The following is a 22,868-nucleotide window of genomic DNA, read 5'->3' on the forward strand; positions in this document are numbered from 1 at the left end:
TACCACTGTATTTTGTAGTACTTCACTGTTTTCTCAAGTTCAATAATTATATCTTGTAGAATTAAGAAAAGAACTTAGTGTATTTCATTTACTTATCTACTCTGATATTTAGATGCTAACTACAATTAAATAATATATGATTTTTATAAAAAAGATATAGTAATATTTTGTTGTGAATTGTACTAATTTGATATTTTATAGTATTATTTGTCATGAATTATATCTAACAGAATATATTTTATGGATCTATAAAGGAGAATGTAATGAATACTTCTATCGATATACAACACTTGTGTGATCTTGCACATAAAGCATTTAATGCCCCTGTACATATTTTATCTGCAGACAGAAAAATTTTATATCATTCTACATCTGATAATGTTTGTAGTCCTTTTTATTCTTCAAAAGAAGAACATCTTAGTGATATTTATCAAGAAAACGATCCCTTTAACTTGCCACTTTTCCGAAGTAACAACTATCTTGAAAATTTTGTTCTAATTCATATAGAAAATCATGATGATATTAAAGGGACTATTATAATCGGTCCTACTATACATCCAAAAGATTCAGATGATATGATCATAAAATTTCAGAAAGAATTTAAATCAAATGATAACATTCAAGAAAGACTTGCCTATTATCAGTGTTTATCTGAGATTAAAAAAACTACATTAATTGATATGGGAATTTTATTACATTACATGATTTTCAATGAAAAGTTAGATGTAGATATTGTCTTGGAAAAAAATAGAGTACTAGAGGAAATTCCTAATAAAAATGTGAAACCTGATTTATATATTTTAAAACGCCGACAAAACAAACCTAAAACGCACAATATGGCATTAGTAAATGATTTCTTTTCGACTATTAAAGAAGGAAATAAAAAAAAGTTAATACAGTATATGTATGCGGTTTCGCAAGAAGATGTTGAACTTATGCTAATAGAGGATCCGCTCAGGAATCAAAAAAACCTTGGAATTATTGCGATTACCTTAGCCACTCGATATGCAATAGAAGGAAACCTGCCACCAGATATTGCTTTTGCTCATAGTATTTTATATATACAAACCCTAGAACAATTAGATAATGTAGAATCTGTAAAGCGATTGTCAGGGGACGCTTTACGTACCTTTGCAGATCGTGTGAAAGAATACAATGCAAAAAAGTATTCTTACGCGGTTACTACATGTATAAAACATATTAATAAAAATGTTTACGATGGAATATCTCTGAATGAACTTGCTAATCAATTAGAAATTACGCCTACTTATCTGTCTAAACTATTTAAAAAAGAAATGGGAATCACTTTCAGCGAATATATTCAAAGGGAACGAGTGGAAGAAGCAAAAAAATTATTAACACTTACTACTTATTCTTTATCAGATATCTGTGCTTGGCTTAATTTTAATGACCAAAGTTATTTTATAAGAGTTTTCAAAAAAAATACTAGTATGACTCCTAGGCAGTACCGTGAAAAATATACAGTAATATAAGCTTGTTATCTGCTGTCTCCAATGTAAAGACTTAAACATGGGTATAAGTATCCTAAAAAATAAAAATTCACTAACCATTATTTTGCTAAAGGAAACAAAAAGATAGAAGGCTGCAAAGTGTTTCAAGGAGGCTTTGCAGCTTTTTTGTAATTTAGAACCTACGTTTATAACGAAGATAAGTTTATAGATTAATATCTTCATATTAGATATTTAATAATGATGATATCAGGATGTTTTTTAAAAAAATCAACAATATAACATATATTACTAAATATATCTACATTTTATGCAATTATACATAACTAAATAAAGGTAAAAAAGTATAAAAAAACCTATTATATTATTCTATAAGTATTTTTTCTAAAATAAAATTTCTTGGTTGAGCTAAAATAGTTATTTTTAACCGTATACACATTAATTTGTAATCATTACAATTACAGAAATGAAATTTACGAATAACTATATTTATATAATTTTTTTGGTTCATATTTTTATTTAACAGTAAATTATCGAGCATAATCGACAAAATTTTTCTATTTACGCATTGAAAATTTAATGTTTTAATGAACAACATAACTGGTATGACCAGACAGAAAGGAGAAGGTTACGCTAATAGGAATTATAGTGAAGTTATAAGTAACATTATGTCTTTGATAATTTTCTGAATAGTAAATTTATTTACAAGAGGTCAAGAATCAAATTGGTAATAAACGTGTTCTAAGTTTCTGCATAACAAAAGTTATTCCGCAATAAAAGTATAAGCAATGTACAGTATAATTTCACCTTTTGTTGTCTAGTAAGGAGTTTGCTGACAAAACTAAGAGGGATATTATCAAATTAAAATTAAACAATGTTATGACAAGATTAACTGTAAGCATTGGTTTATTGATCCTCACGATTCTGTAAGTTAAACCGCAACTTTAGGAAAGAATTAATAATTTACTACTCATAAGGTGCCTGATTCAAATATAGTTAATAAATTTTTGTTATTTATATTTAAAAAAATAGAGTATCGAAATGAGAGATAAATAAAATCCTTACATCCTATTAGAAGTAAAAAACAACGATATTAACGTATCTGAAAGATTTCTCCTTCTTATCCAGTTTACAAAGAGAGCGGTCGTACAAGTTATATGAATTAAGTTATAAAAACAATGGTAAAGGAGTGTACGGAATGAAAACTAAAATAATGACAGGATTATTAGTCACATCCATTGTAACTGGAGCAACTATTCCTATCAATACTCTCGCAACACCAATCGTTCAAGCGGAAACTCAACAGGAAGGCATGGATATTTCCTCTTCATTACGAAAATTAGGTGCGCAATCTAAATTAATCCAAACGTATATTGATCAATCTTTAATGAGTCCTAATGTACAGCTAGAGGAAGTCCCAGCTTTAAATACCAATCAATTCCTAATCAAACAAGATATGAAGGAATGGTCATCGGAACTCTATCCACAGTTAATTCTATTAAATTCAAAAAGTAAAGGGTTTGTAACAAAATTTAATAGTTATTACCCGACATTAAAATCGTTTGTAGACAATAAAGAAGATAGAGAAGGGTTTTCGGATAGACTTGAAGTACTTCAAGAAATGGCTATGACGAATCAAGAAAATGCGCAACGACAAATCAATGAATTAACAGATCTTAAATTACAGCTTGATAAAAAATTAAAAGATTTTGATACTAATGTGGCAACTGCGCAAGGCATACTAAGTACAGATGGAACAGGAAAAATAGATCAGTTAAAAAATGAAATATTAAATACCAAAAAAGCAATTCAAAATGATTTACAGCAAATTGCATTAATACCAGGGGCTTTAAATGAACAGGGATTTGCTATATTCAAAGAAGTTTATAGTCTTTCAAAAGAAATTATTGAACCAGCTGCGCAAGCAGGGGTGGCAGCGTATAACAAAGGAAAAGAAATTAACAACTCTATTCTAGAAGCTGAGAAAAAAGCAGTGCAAGAAGCAACAGAGCAAGGTAAAACTGCTCTAGAGATTGAATCAGCAAAAAGAGCAGCTCGTGAAGCAATTGAGAAAAGCAAACAAGGTGAAATAGCAGCCGCAGCCGCAGCAAAAACACAAGAGTATGACCTGATGAAGGTCATTGATACCGAAAAGATTAAGAAAACATTTGGCGTTTTTGCTGAAGTAAATAAATTAACAGCAGAACAGCGAGCATATTTAGATGATTTAGAGAAACAAAATCAAAAAATATATGATTTAACAACGAAATTATCAATAGCTGATTTACAAAAATCAATGCTTCTTCTTACACAAAATGATTTGCATACGTTTGCAAATCAAGTAGATTTAGAACTTGATCTACTAAAGCGCTATAAAGAAGATTTAAATCTAATAAAAAATAGCATTACAAAATTATCTACTAATGTTGATACAACTAACGAGCAGTCTCAAAAAGATACATTAAGACAATTAAAAAATGTAATAAGTTACCTTGAAGAGCAAGTATATAAATTTTGATATTACGTTTTTGGAAATCTATAAAGAGTATAAGTATTTAGCGAAAGAAGGAGAATAGTCATGAAAAAATTTCCATTCAAAGTACTAACTTTAGCTACATTAGCAACTGTTATAACTGCTACTACCGGTAACACTATTCATGCATTTGCACAAGAAACGACCGCTCAAGAACAAAAAGTAGGCAATTATGCATTAGGCCCCGAAGGACTGAAGAAAGCATTAGCTGAAACAGGGTCTCATATTCTAGTAATGGATTTATACGCAAAAACAATGATTAAGCAACCAAATGTAAATTTATCTAATATCGATTTAGGCTCAGAGGGGGGAGAGTTGCTCAAAAATATTCACCTTAATCAAGAGCTGTCACGAATCAATGCAAATTACTGGTTAGATACAGCGAAGCCACAGATTCAAAAAACTGCTCGTAATATTGTAAATTACGATGAACAATTTCAAAATTATTACGACACATTAGTAGAAACTGTACAAAAGAAAGATAAGGCAGGTCTAAAAGAGGGTATAAATGATTTAATTACTACAATCAATACAAATTCAAAAGAAGTTACAGATGTGATTAAGATGCTACAAGACTTCAAAGGGAAACTATATCAAAATTCTACAGATTTTAAAAATAATGTTGGTGGTCCAGATGGGAAAGGTGGATTAACTGCAATATTAGCAGGTCAACAGGCAACGATTCCACAACTTCAAGCTGAAATTGAGCAACTTCGTTCTACTCAGAAAAAACATTTTGATGATGTATTAGCATGGTCAATTGGTGGTGGATTGGGAGCAGCTATTTTAGTTATTGCAGCTATTGGAGGAGCGGTAGTTATTGTTGTAACTGGCGGTACAGCAACACCGGCTGTTGTTGGTGGACTCTCGGCTCTTGGTGCAGCTGGTATCGGTCTAGGAACTGCGGCTGGTGTCACAGCATCTAAGCATATGGACTCCTATAATGAAATTTCTAACAAAATCGGAGAATTAAGTATGAAAGCAGATCGTGCTAATCAAGCAGTTCTTTCGCTTACTAACGCGAAAGAAACATTGGCATATCTATATCAGACTGTAGATCAAGCGATATTGTCTCTAACAAATATTCAAAAGCAATGGAATACAATGGGCGCAAATTATACAGATTTACTGGATAATATCGATTCTATGCAAGACCACAAATTCTCTTTAATACCAGATGATTTAAAAGCCGCTAAAGAAAGTTGGAATGATATTCATAAAGATGCAGAATTCATTTCAAAAGATATTGCTTTTAAACAGGAGTAGAACTGAAATTTAAAACCTAAATTGGAGGAAAATGAAATGATAAAAAAAATCCCTTACAAATTACTCGCTGTATCGACGCTATTAACTATTACAACCGCAAATGTAGTTTCACCAGTAACAACTTTTGCAAGTGAAATTGAACAAACGAACAATGGAGATACGGCTCTTTCTGCAAATGAAGCGAGAATGAAAGAGACCTTGCAAAAGGCTGGATTATTTGCAAAATCTATGAATGCCTATTCTTATATGTTAATTAAGAACCCTGATGTGAATTTTGAGGGAATTACCATTAATGGATATGTAGATTTACCTGGTAGAATCGTGCAAGATCAAAAGAATGCAAGGGCACATGCTGTTACTTGGGATACGAAAGTAAAAAAACAGCTTTTAGATACATTGAATGGTATTGTTGAATACGATACAACATTTGACAATTATTATGAAACAATGATTGAGGCGATTAATACAGGGGATGGAGAAACTTTAAAAGAAGGGATTACAGATTTGCGAGGTGAAATTCAACAAAATCAAAAGTATGCACAACAACTAATAGAAGAATTAACTAAATTAAGAGACTCTATTGGACACGATGTTAGAGCATTTGGAAGTAATAAAGAGCTCTTGCAGTCAATTTTAAAAAATCAAGGTGCAGATGTTGATGCCGATCAAAAGCGTCTAGAAGAAGTATTAGGATCAGTAAACTATTATAAACAATTAGAATCTGATGGGTTTAATGTAATGAAGGGTGCTATTTTGGGTCTACCAATAATTGGCGGTATTATAGTGGGAGTAGCAAGGGATAATTTAGGTAAGTTAGAGCCTTTATTAGCAGAATTACGTCAGACCGTGGATTATAAAGTAACCTTAAATCGTGTAGTTGGAGTTGCTTACAGTAATATTAATGAAATGCACAAGGCGCTTGATGATGCTATTAACGCTCTTACTTATATGTCCACGCAGTGGCATGATTTAGATTCTCAATATTCGGGCGTTCTAGGGCATATTGAGAATGCAGCTCAAAAAGCCGATCAAAATAAATTTAAATTCTTAAAACCTAATTTAAATGCAGCGAAAGACAGTTGGAAAACATTACGAACAGATGCAGTTACATTAAAAGAAGGAATAAAGGAATTAAAAGTGGAAACTGTTACTCCACAAAAATAGGGAAATATTAATTCTGTTGTAAAGTGAACTAAAACATAGAAAGTCTATGATTACACTGTTAAACAGAAAAGTAATAATTGATAAATCCTTATATAACAGAAAGGCGGAGTCTCATTAAAGACTTCGCCTTTCAATTATATATAAGTATGATTCTAATAAAAGAATAACCTTGTAGTTTAATTGCTTTTTTTAAATTTGCAACAGAATCGGTTAATTTGAAGCTGATTATATACATTTTCTTTAATACTTAATGATTTGAAGACTGCTAAAGAAAGTTCAAACGATACTGATAAAAGGTGTAGAACTTATTTTGAAAGACATCGCTTTTTAATAAGATTAGAACTTGAAACCATACCCTATAGAGGAGGAATACGAAATGATGAAAAAAATCCCTAATAAACTACTCGCTGTATCAGCGTTTTTAACTATAACAACTACTTATGCAGTCATACCACTAGAAACTTTTGCAATTGAAATTGAACAAACGAACACTGAAAATATGTCTCTTTCAGCAAATGAAGAACAGATGAAAAAAGCTTTGCAAGATGCTGGTTTATTTGCAAAAGCTATGAATGAATATTCTTATTTGCTAATTAATAATCCAGATGTGAGTTTTGAAGGAATAACTATTAATGGAAATGCAGATTTACCTAGTAAAATTGTACAAGATCAAAAGAATGCAAGAGCACATGCTGTGACATGGAATACACAAGTAAAAAAACATCTTTTTGATACATTGACAGGCATTATAGAATACGATATAAAATTTGAAAATCATTATGAAACATTAGTAGAGGCGATCAATACTGGAAATGGAGATACTTTAAAAAAAGGGATTACAGATTTACAAGGAGGAATTCAACAAAATCAAAAGTCTGCAAAAGCATTAATAGAAGAATTAATTCAATTAAAAAATGCTATTGGAGAAGATGTTAGAACATTTGGAAGTCATAAAGAGACATTGCAATCGATTTTAAAAAACCAAGGTGCTGATGTGGAGGCTGACCAAAAGCGTCTAGAGGACCTTTTAGGACAAGTAAAATATCAGAAAGACATAGAATCTAAGGGATTAGACATGGTGAAAATCCCCTTTATTCCAACCTTGATTGCTGGTGGCATAATGATAGGTGATGCAAGAGGTAAGTTAGGTTGGCTAGAACCTGAATTAGCAAAATTGCGTCAGACTGTAGATTATAAAATAACATTGAATCGTGTAGTTGGAGTTGCGTTTCATAATATTAGTGATATGCATAGTATGCTTGATAGTGCTATCACTGCTCTTACTTATATGTCTACGCAATGGGAGGATTTAGATTCTCAATATTCGGGTGTACTGGGACATATTAGTAAAGCTGATCAAAAGGCTGATCAAAATAAATATAAATTCTTAACCCCTAGCTTGAATGCAGCGAAAAACAGTTGGAAAACATTAAAAACAGATGTTGTCACTTTGCAAGAAGGGATAAAAATTGCAGAGAAAAAAGAACAGGATTTTTTGAATCAGCTTCGTCCATCAAACGTTTTCTACTTTTATAAAAAAATTCATAACGCATACACTTTTGAAATAAAGACTGGAACAAATGCGCCAAATGCGTCTTATAAAGTTATGAATTTAACTAAAAACACTGTTCATAATATGTGGAGTGGAGGGGCTAATACTAACATGTGGGCTGATTGGCTTTCATTCAATCCAAATGATGAATTTGCGGTAGTAGCAGTAGTGGATGGTAAGGAATATGTTGTGTATAAAGACAAAGTACAAAATATAATGAACTGAATCTGAAAGTAACGAAGTAATTGGAGCTGGAGAATAAACTAGACACCAAGTTAATTGAAAAATCTCCTTATATCCTAGAATATTTTGCTCAAGAAAAAGAATTTGTTCAGCGGAAAAGTAAATATTGAACCAAGGAGTTAGTTGTATTATGTGTATGGTTTTACCGAAATGTTTCAAGTACATTACTCATACAATTATGTAGTTATCCTGAAGCATCTACAGGTGTTCTTATCGACCTTGAAGAACTACTTAGCTTCCTAAGTGGAGTGACTTTATGCAAAATTAAGTGAACGTTTTTGTACATAGATTAGTTGACATTTATATAGATTTTTTCCATTTTCAAAGATAGTTTTGTTTTTTATGTTATTTTTCAAAAATTACTGTTGAAGTTTCTATATTCATGACTCAGCATATAATCATTGTTTGATGAAATGACATACCACGTCCCTTAGAGTTTCATACGTATTACGATAACTTAAAGAAAAAAGATAATAGTAGTCAACGGTTACTATTATCTTTTTTGAACTATTTTTCATTAAAATATCTCATCTGCTGTGCTCCTTATTTACTTTTCCAGATTTTATCCTAGTTTAAAATTTATGCATTTGAACTGTTTATACAATTTGTAGGATTTTTAGCTTTTTTGTCGAATACACTTAATTCAAGGAGGGACATTACATGATTATTAAAGATTATTTCATCAACCTTTCTATTTTTTCTTTATTAGTTAGCGCAGCAATATTTATTCAAGTGTTTACAATTAATTCTAGTCGATATTTCGAAAAGCTCTATGGAGGGATTATTGCAGTTACGTTAATGTTCTTTTCTTTTCCATACATGGGATTTTTCTACGATCTTCGAGTTGTTCCTCTTATTCTATCTTTTATTTACTTTGGTCGTATTGCTGGTTGGATTACGTTAATTAGCATAATTGTAATGCGTATCTTTTACACTGGAGGGTATTGGGAACCTCCTGTGATTGCTTATTTAGGTATGGGGATTCTATTTTCTACCTTTAAAACTTATTTTAAAAAACTACGTCCTTTTAAAAGTGCATCGTTATATTTTTCTGTTTTTATTGGAATAAAGTGGTTAGTTGGCGTATTATTTAATACTACATTACTTTACACAGGAGGCCTATTATATATAGCGTTAGGACTTTTAATTGGGCTATTCCTTATGGAAGCCTACCAGAGATTGTATTATTTAACACAGGACTTATCTAAAATGAATCGAGAATTAAAAAAATCGAAGCAAGAACTTGCAGATACCGTACATGAGCTTCAAGGAGGAATTTTTAAATTTAAAAAAGTGGATAAGCACTTTATACACACTTTATGTGATGGACAGTTTTATTATCAAAACGGATTTTATTCTGAACAGGTGGTAGGAAAAAGCTTACGTACTATTGATGCTTCTATTGTTCCTCCACATTTAGTTCCACAATTGATGAAGTACTATCTTCAGGCATGGGAAGGAAAAGAAATTATATTTGAATTACCTTGGCCAAATGATAAAACTATTATTCTTATTGCGCTTAGGCCAATTAAACGAAATGGACAAGTTATTGAAGTTGTTGGTTCTACAGTTGATATAACCGAAAGGAAAAAGGTAGAATCAGAATTAAGCGCTACCAAAGAATTATTGGAATCATTTATAAAGCACAATCTAGATGCTATTACCATTTCTGATCGAGAAGGGCATATTTTACAAGCCAATAAAGCTTATGAAAAGATATTTGGGTGGTCATCACAAGAAATCATAGGTAAGAGATTACCTTGTGTACCAGATTTTTTAATGGAAGAATCGCTCAAAAATATTCAGAAAATTCTAACAGGTGAATCTGTGGTTACTAAATTAGAAACTGTTAGACAAAGGAGCGATGGGAGTCTTCTTGATGTTAGTCTGACAGTTTCTCCTATACTAGATGTAAGAGGAAATGTGATAGCTTTATCAGCAATATGTAGAGACATCTCTGAAAGAAAACAAGCAGAAAGAGAACGGCATCGATTACACCGGCAATTAAGAGATAGTGAAATGAAGTACCGTGCACTAATCGAACAAGCAACTGATGCGGTATATGTAGTAGAGCTGAATGAAGATAATGCTCCAAGTCGATTTATTGAGGTGAACCCTGTTGGGTGTAGAAGATTTGGATATAGTAGAGAAGAGTTGCTCTCATTATCATTTTCAAATATAGTACCACAAGATTCTCAAATGATCGTAAGGCTATTAGAAAAAATTAAAAAGGGACAAACTTCCTTCACTTTGCAAGATGAATATGTTTTTCCAACAGGAAAAGTAATAACAACTGAGTTTAGTGTTCGTGTTTTTAACTTAAATGGTAAAAAGGTTTTCCTAAGTATTTCTCGTGATATCACTGAACGGCTAAAAACAGAAGAATTATTACGAAAATCTGAAAAACTTGCTGTTGTAGGACAATTAGCGACTGCAATGGCTCATGAGATTAATAATCCATTAACTGCAATGAAAGGGTTCATGCAATTACTAAAATCAACAGAAAATGAGAATAATCAGGGTTATATTAATATAGTATCATCAGAGATTGAGCGTATAGAGAGCATTACAACTGAATTTATGGCGGTAGCCAAACCACAGGTGGTAAAAATACAACATAATGACATTAGTGTGCTAATGGATCAAGTTTTAATGCTACTACAACCTCAAGCAATGATGCATAATATAAAATTTAGAATCGATCTTAACCCTGGTATTCCATTGATTTCATGTGAAGGAAATCAATTAAAACAAGTATTTGTTAATATATTAAAAAATGCAATTGAATCTATGCCGATGGGAGGAGAAATTCTCATTCAATTAAATATACTTGATAATAATCAAGTAAGCATTCGTTTTATCGACGAAGGGTGTGGGATTCCAAAAGAACGTATACCATACCTCGGAGAACCTTTTTATAGTATTAAAGAAGAGGGGATTGGCTTAGGGTTAATGATCTGTTATAAAATCATTGAAACACATCAGGGAAAGATATTTATTGAGAGTGAAATGAATAAGGGGACTATAGTTGAAGTCACTCTCCCTATTTGTACACTTCAAAATTAAGATATTCTCTTACTGAAATTTTTTAAGAAACCATACAGAATGTAATGCTAATGTTACTTAATGAAATAATAAAGAGAAGAACACTGGTAAATGTACCCTATAGAATAGACACTTGAAAAAGCCTGTTATAAAAACATCCTTTCTTTAGAACCAAAAGAAAGGATGTTTTTAATATTGTAATTTTTCTTGGGGACATTTCAAATTTTTACTCGTAATACATTTTTTAACTAATTTTGGTTAAGTTAGTTAAAAAGGTATTATTTTTAATGAGCATATTGACATATAAATATCCCTCATTTTTAAAATAGAAATTTCTAAAAACTATATATAGGTTCTTTTTGAAAGGAAGGGTATTATCAATTGAAACCACATGAAAAAGTACCTGTTCACTCTATAAAATCTTTGCAGGAATTAATGCAATTACTAAAAAAATCTAAAGATTTTATAACGTTGGAGATCGCTTCAAACAAATCCTCTATAGTCATTTCATATTTTAGAACCTTAATCGATGTAAATATATTTCATGAAGAGGTTTTAACTTATATAAAAGAGAAGAGCTTCGATTCATTACAAGATATTCGGTCTGTCTTACCCTTTGAAAATTCAAAAATAACAAATCAAATGGAAGATATTCAGGATAGTATTTTAAACGGCTATATACTTATTCAGTTCGATACAGATAAATTAAATGGCTTGTTAATTAATGTGGCAAAGAAAGAAAAAAGAGATATTACAAAAGCTGAAATTGAATACAATATTGTGGGTCCACAAATCGCGTTTGTTGAAGATTTAGATGTAAACTTAAATTTAGTACGTAGAAAGCTTCCAACACCTTATTTACAAATGAAGGAATTGAAAGTAGGCGCGCTATCTAACACAACCGTTGCGATTGTATATATTGAGGGAATTGTAAATGATCAAAATCTACAAGAAATTATAAAACGGGTGAGTCTAATAAAAACAGACCACGTTTTGGATAGCACGTATTTGATTCAGTTAATTGCAGACAACCCGAATTCTATATTCCCTCAATTTTTGAATACAGAACGTCCGGACCGTGTGGCAGCTGTATTAGCAGAAGGGAAAATTGCACTTTTTGTAGATGGCGCGCCTTATGCTATCACTCTTCCAACAACATTAATTGACTTTTTTTCTACGACAGAAGATTACACCATGCCTTGGATTATGGCCTCATTTTTTCGACTGTTAAGGATTTTTGCTTTTATCTTTTCTGTTTTAACGACTCCATTATATGTTTCGATCTTAACATATCATTATGAGCTAATTCCAAAAGAACTTCTTGAAACGTTGATTATATCGAGAAGTAAAGTACCTTTTCCTCCAGTCATTGAAGCACTTTTTTTAGAAATAACGATTGAATTACTGAGAGAAGCGGGGACACGTTTACCAACTAAAGTGGGTCTAACTGTCGGTATAGTAGGGGGTATTGTTATTGGACAAGCATCGGTAGAGGCAAGTCTTACAAGTAACGTACTTATTATCATTGTTGCACTTTCAGCTCTTAGTTCATTTACAGCACCAATATATCGAATTGGTAATACAATTCGAGTAATTCGTTTTCCTTTTATAATAGCTGCACACCTGTTGGGCTTATTAGGAATTGTTTTAACAAGTTCTTTACTTTTAGCACGCTTATTACGTACAGAATCATTAAGACGTCCTTATTTGTTTCCTTTTTATCCTACACGCCCTACAGATTGGAAAGACAGCATTATCCGTTTGCCAATCTCAGCGATGTTCCGACGCCCAATTTTTTCAAGATCTAAACAGCGTTTTCGTTTTAATCCAGAAGAGGTAGAGAAAAATAAAATCAAATCACGAAATGATTTTGATGATTGAAATTAACAGGGAGGAGCATTATGAAACAGGTCCCAATTGAGTATCAAGTCTCTCCATATATGGTGTTTTTTTTAATTATTACTATACAGATGGGGGTTGGTATGCTTGGTTTTGAAAGGATTAGTGCAAAATTAGTTGGAAATGATGCGTGGATTAGTACGCTACTTTTTGGAATATCTGTTAATCTTATGATTTGGATCATATATCAGATTTTAAATCAGGGTAATGGAGACATCATTGCAATCAATCAAGACGTACTTGGAAAATGGATTGGTGGATTGTTCAACTTCATTTTTTTATCCTATATTGTATTGTTAGGTGCAACAACACTACATACTTATATCGAAGTAGTACATGTTTGGATGTTTCCTTCCATTTCATCTTGGGTTATAGCTGGGGCTTTTTTAGGCTTATGTTATTACATTGTGACTGGAGGATTTCGTGTAGTTGCCGGAATTGGCTTCTTTGGAATCGTTATCCCAAGCATTCTAATCTTCACATTTTTTTATCCTTTGCAGTATGCAGATTTTCGAAATTTATTTCCAATTGCACAGCATTCATTCCTAGAAATTATGAAAGGAATGAAAGGAAATATGTTTAGTTTTTTTGGATTTGAAATGTTATTGTTGTACTACCCATTTATTAAAAAGGCAAGAAAGTCTCAAAAATATGCGCACTATGCAAATTTAGTAACGACTATTGTCTACACATACCTTATGATTTTAACTCTTGCGTTTTTTAGTGAAAAACAACTCGCGAGCGCGATATGGGCATATTTAAGTATGATTAAAATTATACAATTTCCCTTTATAGAGCGGTTTGAATACATTATTGTTTCTGTTTGGGCTTTTTTTATATTACCTAACGTTTCCTTTACATTGTGGGGAGTAAGTCGTGGTATAAAAGAGGCGCTGGGGATAAAGCAAAAATATGTTTTGCCAGTTATCATCGTATTCATCTTCGTTTTATCATTTTTCTTGAATAACCGTAATAAAATTAACTTATTAAATACTTGGACAGGTCAAATTGGCTTTATATATATATATGTATACTTACCTGTACTATGGCTAATTCAAACCGCCAAAATAAAGTTAAGGAGATAAACATGAAGCGATGGATACTTTTCATTATAGTAAGTGTCTTCTTAATAGGTTGTGCTAAAACGAAAATTGTGGATGACATTGATTTAGTTCAAGTTGCGGCATATGATACTGAAGCAGAAGGTAAGCTAAAAGGAACCTTTGCGATTTCAGCTTATAAAGGAGGGGGGGAAGGTGAAACGAAAATCTATTCAGCATCAGGCCAGACTGGTAGAGAAGTTCTGGCAAGAGCATCCGAAAAATCTTCTGGACCTCTAGAGTTGGGTCAATTGCGTGTGATTATATTTAATGAAAAAATAATTGAAAAGGGAATGCAGGAAATTTTAGAGACTTTGAACCGAAATCCTAGTGTAGGAAATGCAATTTATTTAGCAATTACAAATGTAAAAGGGGAATCACTATTAAAGGGGAACTATTCTAAAGAAAAAGAAATTTCTTCCTATCTATCCTCTTTACTGGAGCAAAATATGGACAACGGAACGCAGCCAAAAACAAATTTTTTTATGTTTTTAAACCAACTTAATGATGATGCGAGAGATTCATATTTACCGATGATATCTAAAAAAGGTAACGTGTTGGAGTTAAATGGAATAGCACTTTTTAAAAGATGTAAAATGGTTGATAAAGTGAACCCTAAAGATTTATTTGTATTTAAATTGTTGACAGATAATTTTAAACAAGGTACATACCAATTCAAATTACCTGGTTCTTCAAATACTTACGCCACGATAGAGAATATAAAAGCTAGAACAAAATATAAGATGGAGGGGAATAGTAAGCATCCATTCGTAAATGCTCATATTCAAGTTAAAGCTGAAATTCAAGAATTTACAAAAACAAAAAATCTAGATAATCCTAAAGAAATAAAAAAATTAGAAAAAATTATGGAAACAGAAATAGAAAAAAAGGCAACTACATTGATAAAGAGATTTATTAAAAAAGACACAGATCCTATAGGACTTAGAAAGCTTGGTAGAACTCACGTAAGAAAATGGAACAGTCAAGAATGGGAAGAATCCTATAAACATTTACGTTTTCGTGTAACAGCTGATGTAACAGTAACCCAATCTGGTGTTACAGAATAAATAAATCAAATAAGATATGGAAAATTTCAATAAAAAAATATAGTCTCGCAGGAGATTAGGGAGAAGAGAAACTATTAACAAAGTATTTCATAAACATTAAGATGCTTTGTTAATAGTTTTTATACTTTTATAGCCAATATCACCTATGGTAAACATTAGCATTCCATCACGTATAACTTCATAAGCTTTAGATTGATGACAATGTATGACGTCCCCAGGAAGCTATCTTATTTGTTGCACATACATAAAATGTTACTCCACTGTCTTTCAAATATATGTTTATTGTATAAAAGACACATGCCGAAATGGAACTGAAATGAATGATAATTAATAAAGCATATAACTCTCGTATCTATCCAAATAAAACACAAGCAACTGTAATTGTAATACTATATGGGAACATTATTAAATTTGAACGATATTAACAGAAATTTGTTGATAATTAGTTAAAAAAGTATTGTACGATTAAATGTAGTATGTTACAGTTTTGTTACAAATTCATTACTCAGTGTTAAAAACATTTCTGTTTTGTTTCTTGTAATTTCTGTATTGTTACAAAAAACTATAGATGTTTTTATGTGTATAGGAGTGTGTGTAGTAAAGAGTCTGAGTAAAAATACGTGCACACTTTAAATTTCCTTTCTGTCTGAATGAAGAAGACTACCAACTAATTAAGGGGGTTAAAGTAACAACTTTAAATACAATGTGCTTCCTTTCCCACACACAATTTAGTACATATTTAAAGTACAGCCTAGTTGCTACACAGACTCTTGTACATATAAACATTAAGGTGAAATAGAGATAAGGATTTATTACATAATAAGCATTACTTAGCTAAACGTAAAAATATTATCTGTGCATTTTTATGAAATGTTAAAATGCCTAGATGATATTTTTTGAAGATTTCTTGGATATGTTTATGAATAACAATTTCTAATACTTAATGATTCTCTACAACTAAAATATCCGATAATTTATGTAATTGGATTTACAAGGTGTATGTACATTCACTTATATAGGGAAAATGAGGTTTTTCATATGAAGTATAGTTATAAAGTGTTTATATTTATTTGGACAATTATTTTATTGTTTTTTCTACTTTATTATGGTTACAGTGAAATTTCCGAAACTGAGCAAGTGCCAGTCATAACAATCAAAAAATAGAAGTAAAAAATATTGAGAAAACCAAATGAGATAAAAGCAGATACAGTAGAAAGACTACTACAGGAAGTAATTAATCGTACGAAGTTAGATGAAATATTGGAAAGAAAAACTTTAATGGAAAATAGGTTGATTGCTGCTTGGGGAGAAAATTATAAATTTCATAATCGGTATAAAGATATTCATGAATTATTCAGAGGTTACCATTTACACTACCTTAGGAAAAAAAGGATGTGTTAACGAGACACCCTTTATATTTAAGTAACGATTCAAGCCAATAGATTACATAAAACCAGAGCGGATTATGTATCGTCTTATTCGAACTACAAGAAACCATGAACGAACAAGTAAAGCGGGACTTACAGCAAACTGTAATGGTGAACCAGGAGGGGACGCATGGGTGTGGTGTTCAATTTGTCATGAAGAACATCCCGTTCTTTTCTGATATGTTTCAATATGATCAAGGAAACCCCTATCATTCCTTACCATTATGTCAGCACACATATATGGTATACGCTCATTTAACAGAGAATTATGTAGGGGAAGATTTATTTCTTCTGCAAAGTGCTGCAGCACTCCATGATACAGGTAAACCGTTTGCTGTGTATTTAAAAAGCTCAAAGGGTACTATTCGTATTACGGTCATGAATAGTACCCTTTGAGCTTGCCACTTTTTAATGGAACTTGGTTTCGAGTGGGAGTTTATTGAGAAAGTATTAATGATTACAGAGTTTCATATGAAGGTGTTACATGGGGGAAAGAGGCAGCACGTGAAATCTATCATTACTGCGGTGATGAGATGATTACGAAATTATATTTTTTCCGAGATGCAGATGCATTTGCAAAGTAGAGAGGTGAAAAAAAGCTTGTAAAATATCCACGAATATTGCACGTTCCTTGGTCGATAGGGGTACGATAAGGGTAACAAGTGATGACCGTGTTCTACAAAATATGGACGTATTTGAAACTCAAGATGTGGTCGCACTAGAAAAGTTAGATGGTGAAAATACATTCCTTTATAAAGATGCTATTCATGCAAGGTCGTTATCAAGTGATCATCACCCATCGAGAACATGGGTAAAAACGTTACAAAGAAGTCTGGGATATAGAATTCCAGAAAGACGAGCTCTCTAAGAAAGCAAAAGAAAAACTAGGTGTAAAATAATCAGTTATTTGTGATGGTGGATTCTCCTAGGTGGAGGGTTTACCGTTTTTTATTATATGTTACGTTGTAGTTTTTATATAAAGCATATTGAAAAGATAGGTTAATTCTTCTGGAATGATATCTCCATAATTAATAACTTGTACAATAACTTTTCAATTATCACTAAATCCATTCATATCAACAAATTGTCCCACATATCCCTTTGTAGCAATATCTTTTAAAGTAGGCTAAAAAATACCCTTTATTTTATCTTTATCTTATCTTTACCTTATCTTTAAATTTTTATATTAAACTTGAAACCTTAAAGTATTGATGTATAAGTCTAAAAGGGCGGGAGATAGATGTTCATTACATAGTTTATGATAACCAATTACCTTTGAAAAAATTGAATTTCTTATACGAGGAGGAATATATGAAGGATACAAGTAAAAAACAAATTATAAAAGTGTTCCTTATTAGTATTTTAGGTTTAGGAACAATACTTGGAATGCTATATTTTAATCATAAAACCAATATTCAACAAAATAAAGCGCTAGCCACCGAAAAACGTGTATTGCAATATGAGTCTACCTTAAAAAAAGAATTAGAAAAATATAATTTAGGAGAGAAAACACCAATTTTATTAGGAATTATGTACCAAGAGAGTAGAGGTGAGGGAAACGACCCTATGCAGTCATCCGAATCACTTGGATTAAAGCCAAATGAAATTCAAGAGACAAGCTTGAGCATTAAACAAGGGGTAAAGCACTTTGCTAAAATGTACAAGTATGGAACGGAAAAAGATGTTAGCATGGATACAATTATTCAAAGCTATAATATGGGGCCAGGGTATATTGATTTTATTGCTAGTCAAGAAGTTAAACAACACTCGGAGGATTCGGCCAAAAAATTTTCTAAGATGAAAGTTGATCAAAATCCAGCAATGTACACTTGTGGTGGAAATAAAAATAATTTTAGGTATCCATATTGTTATGGTGATTTCAAATATGCCACAAAGGTAAATGAAAAAACAAAACTTATTGAAGAACTTCTTCAAAATGTACATAGCTCTTCTAAATAAGTTGCAGAATGAAATATAATGATACCATCAGTTATTAACAATAATAGCTAAGAAAAAACTATTTTATTTATTAATTCACATAATTTTCAAAAATAAATTCTGTAGATGTTAATATTTGTTATATAATATATTTGTCAAAGCATTACCCCTGAAGTTTCTACGGTCAATCTGTAAGATAGTTTGTTTGTCCCTTATATTCACCTTAAACTAAAAAGAACTTGTAGAGATTCCTACAAGTTCTTTTTGTTTTAAGGGTTAAATGTGGGTTTCAAATATAATTGTAATTTTTTGAGGGGGGAAAGTAAATGTTTATAAAAACAGAAAGGTTATTGATACGAAAATTTGAGTTCAAAGATTGGCAAGCTGTTCATGAGTATACATCAGATATCAATGTTATGAAGTACATACCTGAAGGGGTTTTTACTGAAGAAAATACAAGAAACTTTGTGAATGAAAACATTGGTGAAAACGCTAAGAACTTTCCTGTAGTATTAATAGATAGGGATATTCTGATTGATCATATAGTTTTTCATAAATATTTTGGTGAGCATACTTATGAGATTGGTTGGGTGTTCAATTCAAAATACTTCAATAAAGGATATGCTTCTGAAGCAGCACAAGCTACACTGAAATATGGCTTTAAGGAAATGAAATTACATAGGATTATAGCTACATGTCAGCCACAAAATATTCCATCATATCGAGTGATGGAGAAGATTGGAATGAGAAGGGAAGGTTATTTTAGGAAGTGTATACCACATGGGAATGAATGGTGGGATGAATATTATTACGCTATTTTAGAAGAAGAGTAGTGTTTCAGAATGCATTATTTAAATTGACACTCTTATTCCTAAAGAGGCAAGTTTGACTATCTTTCGTGGGGATTCTTGCTACTAAAGGCGAAGTCTATTTCCGGTATCGCTGACGTGCAAAACTTTGTATAATCTGATCTTATCTCTAAATCACAACTGTTACCCCATCATCATCAAGTTAAAGTTTCATTTTATTTTGCTAACTTGATGGTGATGTGACGTAACCTTAATTATTTAAAAATTTTAAAAAATCCCCTTAATCATGTTAAAGGGACCTTGATCACGCAAATGATCTGTAAATCAATTTATTTTTGATAGACAGATCATTTGTATGATAATTTTTATAAATAATTGCTAAATAGTGAATTTACATAAATGCTTTTAGAAGTTCTTGAATTAATGGGATAGCTCCACCTATAAATTTTAAAACTGCCATTGCGATTTCCATATTATTCTCTCCTCTTTTTTCGTATTAAGATGTGATAAATCTTTATAACATTATTATAGTAAGCGCTTACAATTAAAACAATACATTTTCGTATGTAATATTGCATATTTATACATTAGATCTCTATTATTCATTTTTTAATGGTACTATAGCGAGGTGAGAGTCTTTAAAGGTTCTCCTTAATAGGAGGAAATATGGAAAGAGTGCAAGCGATTTACAGTAATCAAAAATTTAAGAGTTGGGTTAAACAGGTATTAGCTGTAGGAGGAATAATAGGGTGCTGCTATTTGGTGTTATATGTTTTCTGTTTCTTAGTTATCATGTAAATGTCATACAACTAAACTAGTAGAGTCTTGCCTAGAGAGGTAAGGCTCTTTTATTGTAGTATCTGGAGATGAGCAAACTAGATACAATACCTCTCAGGTTTTTCAGATCACTTTGCATGGTTCCTTGTTTAGAACACTAATCACTATCATTGAAACTAAATAAACGTCTTTTAAAAGTTTCAATTTATATTGAAAACAGAATTCTATTGATAAAAAATATGTTTTTACTAGATACATATTAAAAAGACAAGCATAAATTATATTAGACTTTGGTAAAGTCTTTTTGATTTTGAAAAGGATTTAATTCTTACTTATAGATTTGATTCCTTTTTATATACCATAATCCTTATATTGATACATAAATATAATATAGTAATAATCATTTAAAAGCAAGAATTTTAGTAGCGGTACGTTCACACATCCATCAACTTAAGATTTTAAAGTAGCTCTTAAACAAAAAATTCTTTTTTTAATTGATTAATAGTAAACAAGAAAGGTTGGCAAATTAACAACTAAGAGATTTCTTCAGGTAAGCTAATAAGGAGTTATTACAGAACAGTGCAGTAGATTTTGCATTAACGGCTGAGGATGCAAAAAAGGCCCTTGAAAGAAAAGGGGAATATATGAAAGCTCTACAGCTTACAAGGTGAAAAAGAAACTCATTTTAAAACTGTTTTTAACATTTTATTCTTGTACCGGAAAAACATGGGAGGTTAAGGGTGGTAGTTTACATTTAATGAGGGATAAGCAAAAATAATTGTTAACAATATTAAGTGCAGCATCTTAATTGTAAAATCTTTTATATCCCTACCTTTGATTTTATTGAGTTTAGCATCTATGATCTAAATATCACAGAAGGTAGTTTTCTTTTATACTTCTATATCTTTCCCTTCTGCTACTACTGTATCTCGCCACAACACAAGTAGTTTTCTAAATTCAGAGGTCTCAATTTTACATTGGTTATTTGGAGCACTCATAAATAAGTTAATAGCACTGGTGTAATTAGGTTCAATGTAGACTGCTGCTACGTTCCCTTCTATTTCATATTGCGGAACTTTTTTGTCTACTACATTATCTAAAATTTGTATATACTCATCTGCTTCATCATCTAAAATATCTTCCAAGAAATGAGAAATTATAGAAATTTCTTTTGGCAAACGTATTCTTAATCCGCCAAGCCCATCACGATAAAATTCGTATGTATATTTCATTTTTTACCTCCTAGTATAAACAGGATATGCTGTTATTATCTCATTATTTTGTATAATCATTTCTACTTTAAATCAGTGGGATGTTTGTCCTACATATCTAACTGTATCGACTTGAATCTTATTATCGTATGCTTCTTTGATAGAATCAAGTATCTGTACTCTATCCCAATCCTTAGGGAAAAATGAAGAAAGCGCATTTTTTGTTTCTCTTGAATTAATGTTTCCTTTTGTTCTTCTAATTTATAAGAAAGGCTTCTTTCAATTTGTTGAGTTTCTAATTGTATATTGGTAAAAAAGCGAAAGAGTTCTTTATCACCATGCCATGTTTCTAAAATACGATGAAAAAAGCGATGGCTGCGTATTTTTAATTCTTGAAAGTCTGCTTCTGCTTGTTCTTGTATTTGTATTGCGTGTTGATTTTGGTATTGTTCCTCGGATAGATTCATTAGATTTCGACTCAAGACCTTCATTTTTTGTTCTATTTCTTGATTCATTTTTTCCGCCTACCTTTTTGCTTATATATAAGTTAATAGAAGGGGTAAAGGAAAAATTCTTAAAAAAGCTAAAAATTCTTCTGTAATTCGTTGTCCATTCGTTCAAACTCTGTTGCTACAGACTGTATATTGTCAATGGATTGCTGAAAGGCAGCAAGAAATTGTCTAGTTAATTCTAAGGCTTGTTGGTTTGCTTCCTGTGCTTTGGAATTAACGGTTAAAGTTGTACGTGTTGCGTGCGTTATTGATTTACCTGTTGCATTTTGAATTGCGTCAGAAGCTGATCTCATTTGAGTAGCAATTTGTTCAGCTTTTAGAACATTACTTTGAAAGATTGCTATTATAATATAACTCCTTACTTCAATATGTTTTTTAATAGTAAAAAGAAAGGGCTATGTATTTTATTATGTTTAATATTAAATTAGCAGTATTTTTATATGTTTTAAAACATAGCCTTATATTAATTTGTTTATCCATAAAATGGAATACGATATTGATTATACCAATAAATCACTAGATTTATTTAGGCTAATTTTAGCTTTCATACAAAATAATTCATTTTATAATGAATTATTTTGTAGCCTAGAAGGATAGTAGAGCTGTGGAAATACAAAAATTAATGAAAGAGTTTGAAATAGCCCCTAACTCTGCTGTTGCAGCAATTCAGAAAATCAGAATAGGGTTATTGGAGAGCAGTATAAAAATAAATCAACCAAGGAATGGAACTTGAGTAAATAACAGAGCATATAAGAGGGAAAGTATGAAGATTTGGCAATAAAACTTTCTGATTTATACATAAGTTAATTATAAAACGATGTAAATATTATGCATTTTTGCAAAATAAATTCATTGA

General features: G+C 31.3%; 17 protein-coding genes and 4 pseudogenes. 15 read left to right on the top strand and 6 right to left on the bottom strand.

Annotated elements, in window-relative coordinates; genetic code table 11:
* The first annotated feature begins 263 nt into the window (after positions 1-263).
* The 13 genes and pseudogenes from BAQ53_RS11715 to BAQ53_RS11770 all read left to right on the top strand — a co-directional run bounded on the left by BAQ53_RS11715 (position 264) and on the right by BAQ53_RS11770 (position 17,633).
* Positions 264-1,493 carry a helix-turn-helix domain-containing protein gene (locus tag BAQ53_RS11715; protein ID WP_001097908.1) on the top strand — a complete coding sequence of 410 codons (1,230 nt, stop codon included), beginning with the start codon at positions 264-266 and terminating at the stop codon, positions 1,491-1,493.
* 1,174 nt (positions 1,494-2,667) lie between these two features.
* Positions 2,668-3,987: a hemolytic enterotoxin HBL lytic component L2 gene (gene hblC, locus BAQ53_RS11720; RefSeq protein ID WP_000850238.1), complete on the top strand. Its 1,320-nt coding sequence runs from the start codon at positions 2,668-2,670 to the stop codon at positions 3,985-3,987.
* Positions 3,988-4,047: 60 nt separating this feature from the next.
* Complete coding sequence (hblD, locus tag BAQ53_RS11725; protein WP_000714435.1) at positions 4,048-5,268, top strand: hemolytic enterotoxin HBL lytic component L1; 1,221 nt, start codon at positions 4,048-4,050, stop codon at positions 5,266-5,268.
* A 36-nt stretch (positions 5,269-5,304) separates the two neighbouring features.
* On the top strand, positions 5,305-6,432 hold the full coding sequence (gene hblA / locus BAQ53_RS11730) for a hemolysin BL binding component B (RefSeq protein ID WP_000591969.1): 1,128 nt from the start codon (positions 5,305-5,307) through the stop codon (positions 6,430-6,432).
* Between the two features lie 376 nt (positions 6,433-6,808).
* Positions 6,809-8,209 carry a hemolysin BL regulatory component HblB gene (hblB, locus tag BAQ53_RS11735; protein ID WP_208906869.1) on the top strand — a complete coding sequence of 467 codons (1,401 nt, stop codon included), beginning with the start codon at positions 6,809-6,811 and terminating at the stop codon, positions 8,207-8,209.
* Positions 8,210-8,229: 20 nt separating this feature from the next.
* Positions 8,230-8,457 (top strand): annotated as a pseudogene (locus BAQ53_RS26225) (hypothetical protein); the annotation flags it as partial.
* A gap of 430 nt (positions 8,458-8,887) precedes the next feature.
* Positions 8,888-11,293, top strand: a complete 2,406-nt coding sequence (locus tag BAQ53_RS11740) for a PAS domain S-box protein (protein WP_208906870.1) — start codon at positions 8,888-8,890, stop codon at positions 11,291-11,293.
* A 360-nt stretch (positions 11,294-11,653) separates the two neighbouring features.
* Positions 11,654-13,153 carry a spore germination protein gene (locus BAQ53_RS11745; protein WP_208906871.1) on the top strand — a complete coding sequence of 500 codons (1,500 nt, stop codon included), beginning with the start codon at positions 11,654-11,656 and terminating at the stop codon, positions 13,151-13,153.
* Between the two features lie 20 nt (positions 13,154-13,173).
* Positions 13,174-14,256, top strand: coding sequence for a GerAB/ArcD/ProY family transporter (locus BAQ53_RS11750; protein WP_000815829.1), 1,083 nt, complete (start codon positions 13,174-13,176; stop codon positions 14,254-14,256).
* Positions 14,257-14,258: 2 nt separating this feature from the next.
* The gene (locus tag BAQ53_RS11755) at positions 14,259-15,338 is read left to right on the top strand and encodes a Ger(x)C family spore germination protein (protein WP_000832856.1); all 1,080 of its coding nucleotides are present in this window, start codon (positions 14,259-14,261) and stop codon (positions 15,336-15,338) included.
* Between the two features lie 320 nt (positions 15,339-15,658).
* Positions 15,659-15,763: a helix-turn-helix domain-containing protein gene (locus BAQ53_RS26620; protein ID WP_002181550.1), complete on the top strand. Its 105-nt coding sequence runs from the start codon at positions 15,659-15,661 to the stop codon at positions 15,761-15,763.
* A gap of 1,071 nt (positions 15,764-16,834) precedes the next feature.
* Positions 16,835-17,161 carry an HD domain-containing protein gene (locus tag BAQ53_RS11765; protein WP_002181547.1) on the top strand — a complete coding sequence of 109 codons (327 nt, stop codon included), beginning with the start codon at positions 16,835-16,837 and terminating at the stop codon, positions 17,159-17,161.
* Between the two features lie 289 nt (positions 17,162-17,450).
* On the top strand, positions 17,451-17,633 hold the full coding sequence (locus tag BAQ53_RS11770) for a hypothetical protein (protein WP_208906872.1): 183 nt from the start codon (positions 17,451-17,453) through the stop codon (positions 17,631-17,633).
* Between the two features lie 108 nt (positions 17,634-17,741).
* On the opposite strand, the pseudogene BAQ53_RS26230 reads toward BAQ53_RS11770, so the two are convergent.
* Positions 17,742-17,864: pseudogene (locus BAQ53_RS26230) on the bottom strand (vancomycin resistance histidine kinase VanS); the annotation flags it as partial.
* Positions 17,865-18,076: 212 nt separating this feature from the next.
* On the opposite strand from BAQ53_RS26230, the gene BAQ53_RS11775 reads away from it, so the two are divergent.
* Entirely contained in the window at positions 18,077-18,724 is a 648-nt protein-coding gene (locus BAQ53_RS11775) for a lysozyme family protein (RefSeq protein ID WP_061884177.1), read from the top strand.
* Positions 18,725-19,029: 305 nt separating this feature from the next.
* Positions 19,030-19,536: a GNAT family N-acetyltransferase gene (locus BAQ53_RS11780; protein ID WP_000470147.1), complete on the top strand. Its 507-nt coding sequence runs from the start codon at positions 19,030-19,032 to the stop codon at positions 19,534-19,536.
* 367 nt (positions 19,537-19,903) lie between these two features.
* On the opposite strand, the pseudogene BAQ53_RS11785 reads toward BAQ53_RS11780, so the two are convergent.
* From BAQ53_RS11785 to BAQ53_RS11805, 5 genes and pseudogenes are all read right to left on the bottom strand, one after another.
* A pseudogene (locus BAQ53_RS11785) lies at positions 19,904-20,090 on the bottom strand (hypothetical protein).
* A gap of 1,089 nt (positions 20,091-21,179) precedes the next feature.
* Entirely contained in the window at positions 21,180-21,521 is a 342-nt protein-coding gene (locus BAQ53_RS11790; RefSeq protein WP_000878115.1) for a hypothetical protein, read from the bottom strand.
* A 72-nt stretch (positions 21,522-21,593) separates the two neighbouring features.
* A complete protein-coding gene (locus BAQ53_RS26625; protein ID WP_199717863.1) occupies positions 21,594-21,761 on the bottom strand; it encodes an EndoU domain-containing protein in 168 nt (55 codons plus the stop codon).
* A pseudogene (locus tag BAQ53_RS11800) lies at positions 21,716-22,015 on the bottom strand (DUF3958 family protein); the annotation flags it as partial. The gene BAQ53_RS26625 and the pseudogene BAQ53_RS11800, both read right to left, overlap by 46 nt.
* Positions 22,016-22,083: 68 nt before the next feature.
* A complete protein-coding gene (locus BAQ53_RS11805; protein ID WP_033690113.1) occupies positions 22,084-22,356 on the bottom strand; it encodes a TIGR04197 family type VII secretion effector in 273 nt (90 codons plus the stop codon).
* Between the last annotated feature and the right edge of the window lie 512 nt (positions 22,357-22,868).

The sequence above is a fragment of the Bacillus sp. B25(2016b) genome, from assembly GCF_001679765.1.
Lineage (GTDB): Bacteria > Bacillota > Bacilli > Bacillales > Bacillaceae_G > Bacillus_A > Bacillus_A thuringiensis_K.

Excerpts from the sequence above, each read along its gene's own strand:
- BAQ53_RS11715 (WP_001097908.1), top strand. The coding sequence starts at position 264 with ATGAATACTTCTATCGATATACAACACTTGTGTGATCTTGCACATAAA.
- hblC (WP_000850238.1), top strand. The coding sequence starts at position 2,668 with ATGAAAACTAAAATAATGACAGGATTATTAGTCACATCCATTGTAACT.
- hblD (WP_000714435.1), top strand. The coding sequence starts at position 4,048 with ATGAAAAAATTTCCATTCAAAGTACTAACTTTAGCTACATTAGCAACT.
- hblA (WP_000591969.1), top strand. The coding sequence starts at position 5,305 with ATGATAAAAAAAATCCCTTACAAATTACTCGCTGTATCGACGCTATTA.
- hblB (WP_208906869.1), top strand. The coding sequence starts at position 6,809 with ATGATGAAAAAAATCCCTAATAAACTACTCGCTGTATCAGCGTTTTTA.
- BAQ53_RS11740 (WP_208906870.1), top strand. The coding sequence starts at position 8,888 with ATGATTATTAAAGATTATTTCATCAACCTTTCTATTTTTTCTTTATTA.
- BAQ53_RS11750 (WP_000815829.1), top strand. The coding sequence starts at position 13,174 with ATGAAACAGGTCCCAATTGAGTATCAAGTCTCTCCATATATGGTGTTT.
- BAQ53_RS11755 (WP_000832856.1), top strand. The coding sequence starts at position 14,259 with ATGAAGCGATGGATACTTTTCATTATAGTAAGTGTCTTCTTAATAGGT.
- BAQ53_RS26620 (WP_002181550.1), top strand. The coding sequence starts at position 15,659 with ATGATAATTAATAAAGCATATAACTCTCGTATCTATCCAAATAAAACA.
- BAQ53_RS11765 (WP_002181547.1), top strand. The coding sequence starts at position 16,835 with ATGAACGAACAAGTAAAGCGGGACTTACAGCAAACTGTAATGGTGAAC.
- BAQ53_RS11770 (WP_208906872.1), top strand. The coding sequence starts at position 17,451 with ATGGACGTATTTGAAACTCAAGATGTGGTCGCACTAGAAAAGTTAGAT.
- BAQ53_RS11775 (WP_061884177.1), top strand. The coding sequence starts at position 18,077 with ATGAAGGATACAAGTAAAAAACAAATTATAAAAGTGTTCCTTATTAGT.
- BAQ53_RS11780 (WP_000470147.1), top strand. The coding sequence starts at position 19,030 with ATGTTTATAAAAACAGAAAGGTTATTGATACGAAAATTTGAGTTCAAA.
- BAQ53_RS11790 (WP_000878115.1), bottom strand. The coding sequence starts at position 21,521 with ATGAAATATACATACGAATTTTATCGTGATGGGCTTGGCGGATTAAGA.